Origin of the sequence: Paenibacillus hunanensis (assembly GCF_014645615.1) — a bacterium.
Taxonomy (GTDB): Bacteria; Bacillota; Bacilli; order Paenibacillales; family Paenibacillaceae; genus Saccharibacillus; species Saccharibacillus hunanensis.
This window is the reverse complement of record NZ_BMMB01000004.1, coordinates 442986-458699: the sequence shown is the minus strand read 5'-3', so window position 1 is coordinate 458699 and position 15714 is coordinate 442986. Positions and strand designations below refer to the sequence as shown.

At 45.9% G+C, this 15714-nt stretch carries 14 protein-coding genes; 7 read left to right on the top strand and 7 right to left on the bottom strand.

What is annotated here, in order from left to right:
* Positions 1-249 precede the first annotated feature (249 nt).
* Together IEX62_RS10800 and IEX62_RS10795 are read right to left on the bottom strand one after the other, a co-directional pair.
* Positions 250-1332: a TIGR02452 family protein gene (locus IEX62_RS10800; RefSeq protein ID WP_188775510.1), complete on the bottom strand. Its 1083-nt coding sequence runs from the start codon at positions 1330-1332 to the stop codon at positions 250-252.
* 792 nt (positions 1333-2124) lie between these two features.
* On the bottom strand, positions 2125-3063 hold the full coding sequence (locus IEX62_RS10795; RefSeq protein WP_188775509.1) for an NUDIX hydrolase: 939 nt from the start codon (positions 3061-3063) through the stop codon (positions 2125-2127).
* A 464-nt stretch (positions 3064-3527) separates the two neighbouring features.
* Between IEX62_RS10795 and IEX62_RS10790 the strand changes: the two genes are divergently transcribed.
* Positions 3528-3899 carry a hypothetical protein gene (locus IEX62_RS10790; RefSeq protein WP_188775508.1) on the top strand — a complete coding sequence of 124 codons (372 nt, stop codon included), beginning with the start codon at positions 3528-3530 and terminating at the stop codon, positions 3897-3899.
* Positions 3900-4099: 200 nt separating this feature from the next.
* On the opposite strand, the gene IEX62_RS10785 is transcribed toward IEX62_RS10790, so the two are convergent.
* A complete protein-coding gene (locus tag IEX62_RS10785) occupies positions 4100-5230 on the bottom strand; it encodes a helix-turn-helix transcriptional regulator (protein ID WP_188775507.1) in 1131 nt (376 codons plus the stop codon).
* Between the two features lie 305 nt (positions 5231-5535).
* On the opposite strand from IEX62_RS10785, the gene modA reads away from it, so the two are divergent.
* From modA to IEX62_RS10770, 3 genes are all read left to right on the top strand, one after another.
* Complete coding sequence (gene modA / locus IEX62_RS10780) at positions 5536-6417, top strand: molybdate ABC transporter substrate-binding protein (protein WP_373289117.1); 882 nt, start codon at positions 5536-5538, stop codon at positions 6415-6417.
* Positions 6414-7091, top strand: a complete 678-nt coding sequence (modB, locus tag IEX62_RS10775) for a molybdate ABC transporter permease subunit (RefSeq protein WP_188775506.1) — start codon at positions 6414-6416, stop codon at positions 7089-7091. Before modA ends, modB begins: the two co-directional genes overlap by 4 nt.
* Before the next feature lie 267 nt (positions 7092-7358).
* Entirely contained in the window at positions 7359-8210 is an 852-nt protein-coding gene (locus IEX62_RS10770; RefSeq protein ID WP_188775505.1) for a GNAT family N-acetyltransferase, read from the top strand.
* Positions 8211-8548: 338 nt separating this feature from the next.
* Here the strand turns inward: IEX62_RS10770 and IEX62_RS10765 are convergent, their stop codons facing one another.
* The 3 genes from IEX62_RS10765 to IEX62_RS10755 all read right to left on the bottom strand — a co-directional run bounded on the left by IEX62_RS10765 (position 8549) and on the right by IEX62_RS10755 (position 10546).
* Positions 8549-9319 carry a hypothetical protein gene (locus IEX62_RS10765; protein WP_188775504.1) on the bottom strand — a complete coding sequence of 257 codons (771 nt, stop codon included), beginning with the start codon at positions 9317-9319 and terminating at the stop codon, positions 8549-8551.
* Between the two features lie 54 nt (positions 9320-9373).
* A complete protein-coding gene (locus IEX62_RS10760) occupies positions 9374-9826 on the bottom strand; it encodes a flavodoxin (protein WP_188775503.1) in 453 nt (150 codons plus the stop codon).
* Positions 9827-10135: 309 nt separating this feature from the next.
* Complete coding sequence (locus tag IEX62_RS10755; RefSeq protein ID WP_188775502.1) at positions 10136-10546, bottom strand: hypothetical protein; 411 nt, start codon at positions 10544-10546, stop codon at positions 10136-10138.
* A 366-nt stretch (positions 10547-10912) separates the two neighbouring features.
* On the opposite strand from IEX62_RS10755, the gene IEX62_RS10750 reads away from it, so the two are divergent.
* Both IEX62_RS10750 and IEX62_RS10745 read left to right on the top strand, forming a co-directional pair.
* Positions 10913-11776, top strand: coding sequence for a class I SAM-dependent methyltransferase (locus IEX62_RS10750; protein WP_188775501.1), 864 nt, complete (start codon positions 10913-10915; stop codon positions 11774-11776).
* Between the two features lie 423 nt (positions 11777-12199).
* Positions 12200-12964: an RluA family pseudouridine synthase gene (locus IEX62_RS10745; protein ID WP_188775624.1), complete on the top strand. Its 765-nt coding sequence runs from the start codon at positions 12200-12202 to the stop codon at positions 12962-12964.
* Between the two features lie 338 nt (positions 12965-13302).
* On the opposite strand, the gene IEX62_RS10740 is transcribed toward IEX62_RS10745, so the two are convergent.
* Positions 13303-14439 (bottom strand): LysR family transcriptional regulator, encoded by a 1137-nt coding sequence (locus IEX62_RS10740; protein ID WP_188775500.1) that lies wholly within the window; start codon positions 14437-14439, stop codon positions 13303-13305.
* Positions 14440-14754: 315 nt separating this feature from the next.
* Between IEX62_RS10740 and IEX62_RS10735 the strand changes: the two genes are divergently transcribed.
* A complete protein-coding gene (locus tag IEX62_RS10735; RefSeq protein ID WP_188775499.1) occupies positions 14755-15396 on the top strand; it encodes a DUF4865 family protein in 642 nt (213 codons plus the stop codon).
* Positions 15397-15714: the final 318 nt, after the last annotated feature.

Genomic DNA, 15714 nt, shown 5'->3' with positions numbered 1-15714 from the left:
CATAGTTTACGTCTATTATAATTAAAGTTTGAATCTCTTCAAGTTCCGTTTTTTACAATGAATGTGGTGGAGATGCCTCTCTTCATTACGATCCTGTAGTTCTATATTACGATATGTAAAATATATAGCTCTTGTAGCAGGTCGCTTCATGACTGAAACATCAAATAGCGCCCTTCTCTCATGCAGAAGGACGCTACCAAAATAGGAAACTACAATAGGAATAGACGATTATACTTCTACTACTTCATTTTATACAGTAGCCAGCTTATGAAATGGGCGAATCACATCGCCTTGCTTAGAACGATCCAGGATGGCAAACACAATATGATCAAACAGCCATGCATAATGCTCTAGCTGCAAAATATCGTGGAACCATGAGGCTACCTGTGCTGGATCATTGCGAAATACGCCGCATCCAAATGCACCGAGCACCAGCGTCTGTTGTCCATGAGCAGCGGCAACGGACAGCAAGTAACGGATCCGTTGCTTCATGACGAATTCGATCTCGTCGGCACGTTCCGGCTCGCGTTCACGCACAATCCCTGCATTGACAGCAGGTGCAGTCAGCATCGATACAGCATACGACTGTTCACGCAATGAGCCGTCATCATTACGAAATACCGTTACATCTGGCGAGTAGATCATATAATGGGAATACATACAGCTTTTCTCGCGACGATTATGCTGATACATCTCTTCCATCTGTACAATAGATGGGTAGAGCGAAGAGGAACGAGCCAGACTTTCCTCCTGCGCCTGACTTCCACCGAGGAAGCCGCCACCTGGATTCCGAGCAGAGGCAAAATTCAGCGCCATCACATGCTGCCGCTGCTCTTGTACCACAAGTCGTTCGGCTGCCTGTAATGTCGTTTCTGCTGTGCATTCGATCGTTGCACTGCGCGGCTTGGTAGTAGAGCTAAAAGGTGCTGCCTGCTGTAGATCGATTGATGCAGGTGATTGATGTTGATGGGCTTCTGCTATCCCGTTCGAGGCTGATAATGTTTGAGTCGGTTTCGTCTCAGTTGCTTCATTCATAAGATGATCGGTATGTGTATCTATAGATATAGCATCTGCATCAGCGCGCATAAGCTGTTGAATACGTTCTTCTGCCAGCTGCTGTACTGATGCGCGTTCCTGTGGACGGTATAATACCGCTTCACGGATGGTACGCTCCACCTGATGTCCAATCTGGACATCTACACCTGATGTGGTGCGATAGTATCCTTTTTCCAAAATATCCAGCGTTTCCTGTGCCCAACGCGAGCGAATTTCACGTTGTCCCTGCTGGGCTGGTCGGTTAGAACGAAAGTGTGTGTTGGATGGATGGTTCATGATGTTCATGCTCCTTTCATACTGCTTGCTATGACATACTTGATTTAAATTACTGCAAATCATCGTAGTGCAATTAGGTAAGATTGTTCATTCTAGTATGTGTTATTGTGCATGTGAAAAACCTACAAATAGAGTGGTCCGTCAGTTTGACGTATACACTAAAATAGAAAAGGTCGGCATATATTCTTCATGAAAACCTTCTGCCTAGCCTGTTGCTGTAGGGCATCGACCAAGCAGAAGGATATAACCCGAGTTACTTCTACTTCTACTTCTACTTCTACTTCTACTTCTACTTAATGATGATATCGATCTTGCTTGTAGTTAGGCTATAGAAGGCTGTTATTTCATGCTTTTTATATCAGAAAAACTATGCTAGTAAGACTACATCAATCTACATTCGAGCTTGCTTCATTATAATGAAGCTATTGTTTCGAGCTTGGTTACATCGTCATTCATATGGGACACGTATTGACGGCTTATCTTGAACGATAGGGTTGCTATTTTATTACTGAAGCATGTGCTTTATTGCTTTATTTAATTGATCATTCGATGACTTTATACTTTATTGAGTCTTTATAACACATAATAATTTTAATTTTATGATTATCCTGCTTATGCTTACTATTCATTCTTCATTCACTTGCTAGTATGCGAATGACGATTTATTTTCATTATTGGATATAGCTATACTCTTTCATGTGTCGTGCTAGTTATAGCAGCTATTAACTGCTATGATCCCGAGATGTTGCTATGCGGCTCATTCTATTGTTACTACCAATCTATATTTCCCCTCTATACTTCCCATTCTGGACGATAGCGATAAAGCTGAGACGGTCGATGACCTGCATCCTTTGTATACTCATTCGTCGCGATGACTCGCGGTGCCATTTTACGGCGGAAGGCTGGGGCTAGTAATTCTTTGCCCAGCACGATCTCATACACCTGCTGTAAGGCAGATAACGTAAACAGCGGTGGCATCAGATTAAACGCAATATCCGTATACTCGATCTTGCTGCGCAGTCGCTCCAATCCATACGCAATCATCTGTACATGATCAAATGCAATTCCTTCACTGCTAAGAACCTGCCATTGTTCACCGATTAGTGTACCGTGATATGTGCGTGTCACTCGAACCGTACCTGTCAGACGAATATCCTGATGTGTTAACTCAACCTGCACATCGCGCTCCAGCCTGCATCCGCCCTCCATATGAACTTTTTTCTCCTGAAGCACCCGATAACCAAGCTTGAACCAGCGTGCATCCTGTGCATCGTCACCAGCCTGGATCTGCTGACTGGTCGAATCCGCAAGTGCCATGTACGCCGTACTAATCACTCGCGTACGTGGATCACGATCTACCGCTCCCCAGGTGTACAACTGCTCCATATAAATGCCATCCAGCCCGGTCTCCGTACGTAGCTCACGTGCCGCCGCTTCATCCAGACTTTCCTTCATGCCGACAAAACCACCCGGCAATGCCCACCAGCCCAGGTAGGGATGCTCTCCGCGCTGTACCATCATCAGATGAAGCGACTTTTCAGGCAGCTTGCGGTAATTATCCTGCTGCTCATCCAAAATCGTAAAAATCAACATATCCGCAGTAACCGAAGGACGTTCAAATGCACTAACATCATACTGCTCCAAATACTGCTGTTCATTCCACCCTCGCTGATCCAGACGCTCCCCTGATTCGGCAAATGAAGAAGACTGCTCATGATCCTTTTCACCCATACACAAACCTCCTGTCGATATTCCTTTCAGCAATGACACCTGCTTGTTGCTGAATATAAAGTGAATCTTACTATTATAATAATTAGACTTCAGTTATATATTATCATTTTGTTAATAACACATAGTTATTATATCCACTGTCGCTACCTACGTCAATCTATAATCCAGTCTTACAGCTTACCTCGCTGTCATGACTACCTTCTATTCTGTTCATCATCGTTAAAAAGACTTTACTAACCAGCCCGGCTTGATGGTTCTCAGTAATGGACTATGCTATGCTTAACTGGAGTCATTCTGCCGAAAATTAATGCTTAGCGTGAGCATAGGGATGATCGGGTAATACAAAACGATGCTTGTGCCGATATAAAGCATATGTACGCTTTACGTCCTCTGGCATGTAAAGGCTACCGGAAATGAACCGTCCTGAATCCGATATGCAGGAGCGGTAAAGGAGTGATTAGATTATGAGAGTCAATCCGATTGAAGCTGTACGCAAAATTACAGCCGATCTCGCCTATTATACGAGACAAATTTTTGAAAAGCGTGCGGAGCAACAAGAGAAATACGCTCAGCAAAAGCGCACTGCTGCTAATACACAAAGCGATGTTCAATTTGAACAAATGATGGAGAAGGTTCCTTCTCATCATACAGTTAGCAAGCCAGCGGCTATTTCTACTGTTAATTATGAAAATATGGCAGACTTTAAAGTACTGCATAGCCAGTATGAGCAGACGCCACTCACGCATCAGCGCATCGCCTATGCGCAAAAAGCGTATGAAGGCTCCATGAATGAACAAAGCCCGGTAACGATCGAGCCATTCGATTCACGTGCCTGATAGTTGGATTCAAGGATTTAGATATTGCAGATATACGAATATGAACATAAAAAAGCCATTCCTTCTGTCCGTTGCATCTCGATGTATGTTATAGACATCGTAGTATGCTGCCAGGCAGCTTCAGGAATGGCTTTTTTATGGAATCATTGATGACTTGATTCAAGCTCTGCTTATTTTATTTAGCCTTATCGCTTCTTTCCTTAATAATCCGTTTCGTAAATGATCTCTCCCGTTCTCGACAGATCATAGCCGCCAATCGCTTGCAGCTCACGCTTAAACTCATCGGATTGCAGTGTCCGTTTAAGTAACGCAATCCATTCTGCATGCTCTGGACGATTCAAAACCACCAGATCATAGCGCTCAACAGCAAGTGGAACAAATTCGATCCCTACCATCGCAGCCGCCTTCTCACTACCGACTCCCACATCGGCTTCACCTGCTGCAATACGTGCGGCGACAGCGATATGCGAGGTTTCCTCTCGATCATAACCGCGTAATGTAGATGGACGAATCCCATTTAAACGAAGCTGCTCATCCAGCAATACACGCGCACCCGCTCCACGCTCACGATTCGCCAGACGAATGCCTGTCTGTCCAAGCTGCTTCCAGCTATTAATACGCTTCGGGTTACCGCGCTGTACATACAATCCCGCTCGCCTTGATACCAGATTAATCACTGTAAATGAACGCGATACGAGCAGCTTGCGCACATAGGGTAAATTATATTCGCCTGTCTCTCCGTCATACAGATGTGTGCTCACAATGTCCGAATGCCCCATATACATCGATACAAGGCTATCCATACTGCCAGCAAAGGAGCGCAATGCACGAAAACGACCATCCTTTTCCATATAACGCGCCAACAAATCAAGACTGGTATCCTGACCGGTGATGACGAGCGGACGCATACCGGATGGCGGCATAAGCGGCTCTTCGGTTACCGGCTGCACTGTACCAATATTGCGTAAAATCTCTTCCGGTCTTGCATAAGCGGCATGCACGAATGCAGGTGAAGCCGCAGTGGGCTCTTGAGGTGGATGCTGCGCAGGATATAAACGGTCGGCAGCATCGGGCGCCATCCCAATGTCTGGTGGATGAGCCAGTGTATCATTTTGTAGCTCACGCAGCTGAAGCTGTCCTGCTTGCTCACGCAGCATACCATCCTTTGCCCGCTGCTTGTACATCTCCAGATCATCGTGATCGATCCGCATCTGCTTGCCCACGCGATAGGCAGGCAGCTCTCCTTTTTTGATCAGATCATACACGGTCAGCTTGGATACCTTTAATAGCCGTGCGATCTCTTCGGTCGTATAGGATATTTGTTCGCTCATAAATGACCCCTTTCCTCTGTAATCTATGCCATTTGGCGATTATATATATTTTTGAATAGATGGATATCATGATTGAAGCTACATTAAAGCTATAGTGAAGTTGTATTGAACCGAGTAAATAAACATAGCTTACTCAGCGTATATTTATCTTAACCGTCACCTGTCTTTAATTCAATTCGTAAAACTAAATATTTAAACCACTTAATTATAACTAGATATAATTAGTGTTATCCTGTATGATTTAGTACAGCGTTTGGTTATATTGAACTACATAAATATCGATTATATTGTTTAGGGGGCTTATCATGAATTACTCTTCATCTTCCTCTCGTACAGGAGGAATCGTATCCCGCTTCACTCGCCCGGTTATGCCTATGTTGATCCTACTGATGCTGACTGTATTACTCAGCGCTTGCTCTGCTGGGAATCCAGGTTCATCCGGTGCATCCAGCTCCACAGGCAATCCGAGCGGTAACAATCAGCCCGTCGAGCTGACTATCTCTGCTGCTGCCAGCCTGACAGATAGCCTAAAAGAAATTCAGGCGCTGTATGCGAAAAAATATCCGAATGTAATATTAACCTTTAACTTCGGCGCTTCCGGCACCCTGCAAAAGCAAATCGAACAGGGCGCTCCCGCTGATCTGTTCTTATCCGCTGGCAGTAAGCAAATGAAAGCACTTGTCGATGAAAAACTAATCTCTGCGGATCGTACGGTCAATCTGCTGACCAATGAACTCGTGCTGGTTGTACCTAAAGACAGCACTACCTCTATAACCTCAATCGCCGATCTAAAAGGAGACAGCATCAAGCGTCTCGCGATCGGTACACCGGAATCTGTGCCTGTCGGTATGTATGCCAAGCAAGTACTGGAAAAATCCGGTGAATGGGATACTCTCCAACCCAAGCTTGTACAGACGAAGGACGTAAAGCAGGTGCTGTCCTATGTAGAAACCGGGAATGCAGATGCCGGCTTTGTATATAAAACGGATGCTTTGGAATCGCAAGGTGTGAAAATCGCCTTTACGGCAAGTGAAGACAGTCACGATCCTATCGTTTACCCAATCGGCGTGCTATCATCCACTACGCATCGCGAGGATGCTGCCTTATTCTACGCGTATTTGCAAACACAGGAAGCACTTGATGTGTTCGCCAAGTATGGCTTTAACAAGGCAGCCGCTGGTTCATGAGTATGGTCTGGTCATGGGAAGCCGTTGGGTTTCCCGTCACCCTCTCGCTTCAGATTGCCTGTCTATCCAGCGTGATTGTATTTATACTCGCTACGTTGGCAGCACTATGGATGAATCGTGTGCATTTTCCGGGTCAAATTATTGTAGAAACACTGTTCATGCTACCGCTCGTGCTGCCTCCTTCTGTTGTCGGCTTGATCCTGCTTACGATTCTCGGTAGACGAAGCTGGATCGGTCAGGCTGCGGAATGGCTCACTCATCAGCCGATTGTATTTAGCGTTACAGGAGCGGTGATTGCAGCGGTCGTTGTTGCTTTTCCACTGGTATATCAAGCGCTCAAGACAGGCTTCGCTCTTGTGAATCGCGAGGTGCTGGAATCGGCTCGCTCGCAGGGTGCCAATGAGCTACAGGTGTTATGGTTTATGGTATTGCCACTGGCGTGGCGTTCACTTGTCACGGGATTTGTGCTTGGCTTTGCGCGTGCGCTTGGTGAATTTGGTGCTACGCTGATGGTTGCTGGTAACATCCCGGGCAAAACGCAAACGCTACCTACAGCGATCTATTTTGCGGTAGATGCAGGAAATATGCAGCTCGCATGGAGCATGACGATCATTACGATATTAATATCATTTATATTGCTACTAGCAACAAGTAAAATCCGTGGTTCCGATTAGGGGCTGCGGATTTTTGCGTATACACTGAGCTCTGGTATTATTTTGAAAAAATATCTAACGGTGATAAGATAGAGAGACACCAGGGTATACCTCTATGTTATATGCTATGACGATTTGACAGGCGATGCAGCAGACCCTATATGTGCCTGCGCTTACTTGCATGATATAGGTGTACAGGATCATCTGAACTGTATATTCCATATTCCATGCGCTTCCATCCTTTTATATCGCCTCCATCCTTTTATATTTAGAAAAGAGGTTATCCCCATGTTAAAACTGAGTCAGTTATCCGATATTTTAGAGCTTCAGCATACATGTGAACAGCATGACGGCATTACCCTCAAGCTGAATTGGGATATGCTAAAGCATCGTTCACCAGGTATGCAGGAGGATTTTTTTAGCTATGAGGAGGGTAAGCTCGTATCTTTTCTAGCTTTGTACGGGTTCGGTAGAAAAATAGAAGTATGCGGTATGACGCATCCAGAGTATCGACGTCAGGGCCACTTTTCCAGGCTATGGCAGCAAGCCATAGGGAGCGAGGCGATCACACGGATGAATCGCGTTTTATTCAATACACCGCACAACTCTATCGCAGGGCAGCAATGGGTGCAAAGCCACCATGCCAGACTCGATAGCACGGAATATTCGATGAAGCTGGAGCATGGAGAGCATTCCTTACTAGGACAGTTCGAAGGCAAAGAGATTGCCCAGCTACGACGCTTTCGGGAAGAGGATACCGATCTGTGGGCACGCCTGGATGCGGACGCATTTGGTATTTCGGAATTTTCTACTATTGCTGCACTGGCCAGCCCATCTCGTTCGCTTACCAAAATCATGCTCGTCATTGAACATAGTGGATTAGCCGTAGGCAAGATTGAAATTGATCGTCAGGATGAGCATAGCTGGATCTACGGCTTTGCTGTGGATCCAGCACTGCGTGGACATGGGATTGGACGTAGTGCGCTGCGACAGGTGGCATTACAGGAGCATGCACGAGGCAATCACGTATGGCTCGATGTCTCTGCGACGAATCCGCGAGCCTTACATCTCTATGAATCCTGTGGCTTCGTCCAGCAGGATATACAGGATTATTATGAATATGAGTTACCACAGACTTGAAATGACATGAAGTTAAAATGAATGGAATGAAACTGAAGGGGAATATGGTCTCGGACGGTTAACAGAGAATATGATGTTAGCCATCCATGACCAACCTGCATAACATGTATAACAACCTAACGAAAAAAGCGTTTATCCTATTGGTGGAGGTCCGGTCCGCCGTAGGATAAACGCTTTTTTGCAGAACTGCTGAACATTCTGTACATGACTGGGACAGACGGTTCAACAGTCCTGATCTCCTGCAAAGGAGAAGGCCGTATGTTCGTTCATGTGGTCCATCTATGTGAAAAGGCGCTAGCATCAAAATGATGGGGGATTTTGATACCGTCCTCTTTCACCTAACTAAGGCTCCAGCTTGGAGCAAGGGCTACTGCCGTACCAGCGTTCGCTCTACAACAAGCACAGAGACGATTTCCGCCTGGGACGGCATGCCGAAGCAAATCCAGATAATCGATCGATGCTGCCACATCCTTCATATGAGGAACATGACGCTGCACCGTTCCATCTGATAGGTAAAACATATCGATTCGCTCCGGCACACAGCCAAAGGCAGTCCGGCAAAACACATTACTCAGATGAATAAACGCTTCTTCCAAATGGGGCTCACGCTCCCAGAAAAACTTCTGGACAATCAGGCTCTTGTGTCCGGATGGTTCATCGCCCGGTTGCGCTGTTGTCCAGGATGCTTGCCACATCATCTGGAAAATAAGCGACAGCTCTGTACGCAGTTCAGGCACAACAACCTGCTGCTGTTCATATAACATCACCGGATAAGCGGCTGGTTGATTATCTTGTAGTAGTGCTGTCAGATTCGCAACTACCGCATCCTTCGTGTGCCAGTAGTGAGCTTCACTATCGAAGCCGACTGGACGTCTGGGCCAGCGCAGATCCACCAGCTTTGCGATATTACTTACCTCGCGTAACTCCGGTGAGAGCGTGTAATACGCATTGATCGCATGACCGGCTGCATATAATACACGTTGCTTCCAGGTGAGCTGTCTGGTTGCTGTGGCTCTGGATGGCTGTTCACCATAGGTCTGACGTAGCCAATCCTCCAGGTTATAATCATGAAGCACAAATGGCTCCTGGGCTGTTATCGATGTACTCACTTCTTCATTCACCTGCTTCCGGACTTTACCTGCTGCTATTCGTTATAAGACTCGTTATACGACGCTAATGACAGCGCCAGCGAAATGTTTACCGAAGTTACGGCAGACATCCTTATCTTCTGTCGAAGGATTAAGCTCAATTTTGAGGCTTTCCTGTACCAGCTCGGCACCGCGCTCCTTGAGCTTATCCGCCAGCAGGTCAACCGCTGCTGCGAACTGATCATAAGCAGTATCGCCGCTTCCAAATACAGCTGCCTTTTTGCCTGCTAGATCAAGCTCGTCCATATCCTCATAAAAATCAAGGAATTCGTCTGGCAGCTCGCCGTCACCCCACGTATAAGCTCCCAGAATGAATGCGTCATACGCTAGCAAAACATCGGCATCCACATCCATCGATTGCTTCACATCCACCTCTGCGCCAGCAGATTGAATGCCCTCTACGATCAGGTCGGCCATCTCTTCGGTATTCCCGGTCAGGCTGGCGAACACTACTAAAAATTTCGGCATAGCGATCCTCCTGTGTGCTTTCTTTCTCTCGTCGGTTTCTCTGTGAACATCATAATTGATAATGATTATCATTGTCAACATTTTATTTGAATTTTTTATTTATTCGATCAGGGATGCGTACTAGACAGCGATGTTGCACTGGCTCCCCCAATACGATTAGCCCAGGCAGTACAAGGGATTGGAGCATTTCAACATAGTCAATCTGCATATAAAAAAAGGATAGAAACGTCTGCCTATTGCAGTCCATTTCTATCCATTATTGTCCGATTCGTTATCCATAGCTTCTATAGAGGATGATCCCATTCTCAATTAGAAGGAGCGCGAAGCCATACCCGAGCCATAGGGTGGCAATTGCCAGAACTCATATACATATTCTCCGTATTCCGTCATCACGAGACGCACTAATCCACGGCGCTGCATATCCTCCAGTAATCGTCCTGCTTGAAACATTGTCATGGTGGTCATCATCGATACTTCCTTTGGTGTAAGTCGATTCTGATTACCTGCTGCTACACGAACAAGCTGGCGCTCCAGCCAACGCTTCTGCTTTTGCTTCTCTCCATGCCATAATACATAACCGATACCTGCTGGCGCGAAAAACCAGCTAAGTCCCGATAAAATTTTGAGTGTATCCGGTACGAATTGATAAATCACTACTAAAGCTACAATCACGCCAACGACAAGCAACAATGATGTTAATGTCGACCTTTCTCCAGGCATATGCTTCCCTCCTGAATCTCAGTAAAGTCTACTTATGTTCATGCTGATCTGTACATGTGACCGATAGGTGAGGTGATCCTTTGCATACAATTTCCATAACCATTGCATAAATGCGTAATTCAAGTATACCCCTCTACCAGGTTATTTTCCAGTTATAGATGGACAAATATGCAGGTTTCCATCATGATTTGAGCGGTTCGTATGGCGCCGAACATGCGGTTGTTGTACAATGGAATGCGGTGAACCATAACGGAGCATAGATAGCCTCGGGCTGCACATATCCCTGATTTTACGTATATTACGTATATGTAGATGAGTGATCCAAACGGTAAATCGGTGAAAATTAAATATAAGGATGGTTAGACAATGTATATTGCAGATCAATGGAAAGACTATGAATTAATCGATACAGGCGACGGCGAGCGTCTGGAGCGCTGGGGCGACATTTTGCTGCGTCGTCCAGACCCACAGATTATCTGGCCTAAAACAGGCAATGACCCACGTTGGAGTCAGGTGCACGGACACTATCATCGCAGCTCTTCGGGTGGTGGCGAATGGGAATGGAAACGTAAAATCCCTGAGCGCTGGGAGCTGGGCTTCCAGAAGCTGAAATTCCACATCAAGCCAACCAACTTCAAGCATACCGGCCTATTCCCTGAGCAGGCGGCGAACTGGGCATGGATGATGAACAAAATCGCGCAGGCAAACCGTCCAATCTCGGTACTGAATCTGTTTGCTTACACTGGTGGCGCTACGGTAGCAGCTTCGTCGGCTGGCGCTGAAGTCGTTCATGTCGACGCTGCTAAAGGTATGGTGCAGTGGGCAAAAGAAAATCATCAACTGTCCGGTATTGGCGATCGTCCAGTTCGTTTTATTACGGACGATGTATTCAAATTTGTACAGCGTGAACAGCGTCGTGGTAACAAATACGATGCGATCATTATGGACCCTCCATCTTATGGACGTGGCCCAGGCGGCGAAATGTGGAAGCTGGAGCAAAGTCTGTATCCGTTCCTTGAATCGTGCATGTCGATCATGTCCGATCAACCGCTATTCATGCTGATTAATTCCTACACAACCGGGCTTGCACCAACCGTGCTGTCCAATATTTTGAATATGACGCTCAAGCAACGCTTCGGTGGTACGATCTCTTCCGGCGAGATTGGTCTGCCAATCACTAATTCCGGTATGGTGCTGCCATGCGGTATTCTTGGACGCTGGGAGAGCTAAGGAAGAATGAATTCCCGTTCTTCCCGCTCCGGACGGGAAGCTGCCGGCAGCAAAGGCAAGCGCCGGAGCAATCATGGCAGTAGCTCGCGAAACAGTAATTCAACCAGCTCGACTGCTCGCTCTCGTAGCAAGCAGTCGACAGACGATCGTATGCAAGGCGGTCGATCCACCAAGCCTGTAAGGCATAGTGATCAACAGTCTGGAACTCGCTCTGGCAATGGTCAGGAACAGCGTTCTTCGCGGCCGAAGACACGCAAAGGAAATCAGCCTGCTGCTCGATCAACCGATTCTAATGCTACAGCAGCACACGGTCGTTCCAATCGTCAGCAGATGACGAAGCGAGCAGGTGGAGATAAAAAGCTCAGAGCTTCTAGCGCAGCAACACAGCCGCAGCATGAAACAGAGCCTACTGATCTTGATATCATGGATTCTTATTCGTCATCGACTCATACAGTAGCCAATATAATCGTTCCCGTGCTATATGAGGACAATCATGTGATTGGTGTGGTAAAGCCAGTGAACGTCCCTTCGCAGGCAGATGACACTGGAGATGCGGATATGCTGACTCTGATCAAGCAGGACTTGAAGCAGCGCCACCAGAAGGAAGGTAATGTATTCCTCGGTCTGGTGCATCGTCTGGATCGTCCGGTAGGTGGTGCGATGCTGTTTGCCAAAACGTCCAAAGGGGCTTCACGCCTATCGGACTCCGTGCGTAGCGGTAAGCTTGGCAAACGATACGTGGCTGTATTGCGAGGTATCCCTGCTCGTTCACAGGCAACACTCAAGGATACCCTGCTAAAAAATTCGCGTACAAACACCTCTACGGTGGTAGCTCCCGGAACAGCAGGCGGCAAAGATGCAGTGCTGGATTACGAGGTGCTGGCTACAGATCAACAAGCCAATCTGTCACTCGTACTCATCAAGCTGCATACTGGACGCTCACACCAGATTCGTGTGCAGATGGCACATGCTGGACATCCACTATTTGGTGACCAGCGTTATGGTAGTGGTCTGAATCGCCCTGGCGAGCAGCTTGCCCTATGGTCCGTGCTAGCCTCCGCTCCGCATCCGGTTAAAGATGAGCTGGTGAGTATTATCTCACTTCCACCACGCACCAAGCCGTGGACACAGTGGTCAGAAGCGCTTTATGATCAGCTTGCAAAGCGATTGGAATATGAGCTGGATTAAGCTGATCGGAATATAATGCTGATTTTAGTATTTAATATTTAATAGAATGAAATGAAAATAGCCTTCACAGAGGATGCTATGGAATAAGACTGACATCATGATATGTCGCATTCCATGCTCTCTGGTGAAGGCTTTTTGATTTGAAGGGGTTTTAGGTTGGATTAGCGTTATTTGTGCAGAAATAAGTAGAAGGGTAATAGAGCATTTAGAGCATTTAGAGCATTTAGAGCATTTAGAGAGTTTAGTGCTCATGGAACTGTAGTGATTTTTAGGAGTCTTCTATTTTTGTGTTCTATATACTTCTAGCATTCCTATTTTTTCTATGTCTAACAACCTTTCTACTTATGCTGCTTTTCAATATCGCTGCTCACATGAAGCAGTAGCTTTTTCAACACATGGATACCGCTCTCATTGGTGACTGCTTGAATCGGTTCGATTTTCATAGCATCTGGTGTACACTTTGTAGTTGTGATGTTGCTCTGTAGCAGTTGATCTGCAATTGCACTGGCTACCTGGTTCTCAGACGTATTTGATTTTGATTTCGTCGATGTGTGATCGCAATCGTTCCGGTTATTCGCTGTGACTGCATTAGTACCTACCTCTGCTGTAGCCTCTATGTCATTATCATTACGTTTACACTCATAATAAGCAATCTGTACATGAACAGGCTGCTTACCAGCCAGTAAAAGCGGCTGCCAGCTCATATAAGTCGTCTGATCGGCTTGCTGTGCGATACGTTGGGGCAAAATAGCGACACCCTGACCATGACGGATCAATGTCAGCAGCGTATCCAGAGAATCGACATGACGAATATTCCATACATATTCAGGATAACGATCAATATAGTCGAGTGTAGCCTGATGATACGGACAATCCGTATCCCGCATAACCAGTACAGGATAATCAAGTAGCTGTTCGGGTAAACTTTTCTTCTCTGCTGCCGTCACTGAACGCTTGGCAAAAGAAGCTATCGGCATCGTCCAGCCTATATTTTCCTGTATCATAAACTGGCAAATCGCTTGCTCCGGTTGATCCTGCCACGCACGATTTAATAAAATTCCATCTAATTCACCAGCGAGCAACATAACAATTAACTCCCGCGAGGAACGTGTGTATACCTCTAGCGCCAATTCTCCATTAATAATCGCTTCAGTTAAATAGCCCGATGTAATCGTAAAGGTGGCTCCAATTCGAAGCGGCGCAATCGTTTTTGCCGCAGTAACGGATCGAAATTCTGCCTGTGCCTGCTCCATCAGGTCTACCATGCGATCAGCATACACCAATAACCGCTCACCCGCCGGCAATAGCTGCACACCACGTGGTGTACGTATAAATAGTTCCGTATGTAGCTCCTGCTCCAGCCTGCGCACTCGTGTCGTAATATTAGACTGCACGTAGCCCAGTGCATGAGCAGCAGCAGACATCGAACCAAGCCGAGCGACATGGCGAAAGATGACTAGATCATTCAATTCCAATCTGCCTGCTCCTTCCTGTCTATATCATTGCTTCCTCGATCGTAATCGTTAGGCGTCAATAGCTTCGATACGCAGCGTGTGATCTAACAGCCAATGTGCCCTCATCCTTATTAAATAAATGATGATTGAAAGAAGATCACGCTATTCTATCCGTCGAGGCATTCATTGGATCAGGGCATCACTTTTAATGATACCCCTACTCATTTCTAATCATTATACAGCTCTTTGTCTGTGGCTGTACAATAAGGCTACAAGTCAGACAGCGCTGACCAGCTTGTAGAGTAACATATTATGGATCACTAAAGGAGCTTATGTATGATTGGAATGCAATATACTATTCAACTACCTGCTGATTATGATATGAATATTATTTATGATCGTGTCCAGCAAAATGGTCACAAGACAGATGGCTATGCGGGGCTGTTATTCAAAGCTTATTTGGTCAGTGTAAAAGGTTCCTACGGTCAATTATCGAATAGCTATTGTCCACTTTATGTATGGAATTATCAGGATGGTATCCATTCCTTTTTATTTGATGGGCCGTATGATTCGATTTTACAATCATTTGGCTGGCAGCATGTACAGATTGGTATTCCGATGGAGCTACCTTTATCTCAAGCATCTATTCCAGCACAATCCGAGTCACAGCGTGATAATAAGGGACGCCACTTGACATTAACAGCAGAGCGTTTACAGCAGGCGCGCTATGTTATCGAATATATTGGCTCGATTCAGCCAGCACGCTCTTTACAAGAAGTGCCCGATGCAATTGCTAGACATCTTCAAACACAGGGACTTGAACCGTTCGCTTCACACCATCAGGGTCAACTGCTAATCTATAACCCGGATAAATGGGCATACCATCAATTTTATTTTGTAGAGACGGTGCCCGAAAATGTACCCGATTGCTGTAATGTATATACGATTTTGCACTGGTCATTTGGCGCAGAAGCTTAAATATTTCTGGATTAGGCTTTTAGTAATAGCTCGGGTGATCCGATAATATACGGGTTGAAGTAATGATCCAATGAAGGTAATTCGTTCGTATTTTATAGTTTGTATTTTATAGTTAGCATTTTACAGTTGGTATCCTATCCGTTTCGCTAGAGGTAGTTTTATGAAAATTCAACTATATACATGGTAAAGAAGCTACAAGATGAAGAGAAACTACAAAATGAAGAAGCCCGTTCATTCCGTATCGGAAGAACTAGCTTCTTCATTTAACATCAATTATTTAACGTCATTTATTTAATAGGTTTCTTTATAGGTTTCTTT

Excerpts from the sequence above, each read along its gene's own strand:
- modA (WP_373289117.1), top strand. The coding sequence starts at position 5,536 with ATGAATTACTCTTCATCTTCCTCTCGTACAGGAGGAATCGTATCCCGC.
- IEX62_RS10795 (WP_188775509.1), bottom strand. The coding sequence starts at position 3,063 with ATGGGTGAAAAGGATCATGAGCAGTCTTCTTCATTTGCCGAATCAGGG.
- IEX62_RS10785 (WP_188775507.1), bottom strand. The coding sequence starts at position 5,230 with ATGAGCGAACAAATATCCTATACGACCGAAGAGATCGCACGGCTATTA.
- IEX62_RS10735 (WP_188775499.1), top strand. The coding sequence starts at position 14,755 with ATGATTGGAATGCAATATACTATTCAACTACCTGCTGATTATGATATG.
- IEX62_RS10760 (WP_188775503.1), bottom strand. The coding sequence starts at position 9,826 with ATGCCGAAATTTTTAGTAGTGTTCGCCAGCCTGACCGGGAATACCGAA.
- IEX62_RS10770 (WP_188775505.1), top strand. The coding sequence starts at position 7,359 with ATGTTAAAACTGAGTCAGTTATCCGATATTTTAGAGCTTCAGCATACA.
- IEX62_RS10745 (WP_188775624.1), top strand. The coding sequence starts at position 12,200 with ATGGATTCTTATTCGTCATCGACTCATACAGTAGCCAATATAATCGTT.
- IEX62_RS10755 (WP_188775502.1), bottom strand. The coding sequence starts at position 10,546 with ATGCCTGGAGAAAGGTCGACATTAACATCATTGTTGCTTGTCGTTGGC.
- IEX62_RS10800 (WP_188775510.1), bottom strand. The coding sequence starts at position 1,332 with ATGAACCATCCATCCAACACACACTTTCGTTCTAACCGACCAGCCCAG.
- IEX62_RS10750 (WP_188775501.1), top strand. The coding sequence starts at position 10,913 with ATGTATATTGCAGATCAATGGAAAGACTATGAATTAATCGATACAGGC.
- modB (WP_188775506.1), top strand. The coding sequence starts at position 6,414 with ATGAGTATGGTCTGGTCATGGGAAGCCGTTGGGTTTCCCGTCACCCTC.
- IEX62_RS10790 (WP_188775508.1), top strand. The coding sequence starts at position 3,528 with ATGAGAGTCAATCCGATTGAAGCTGTACGCAAAATTACAGCCGATCTC.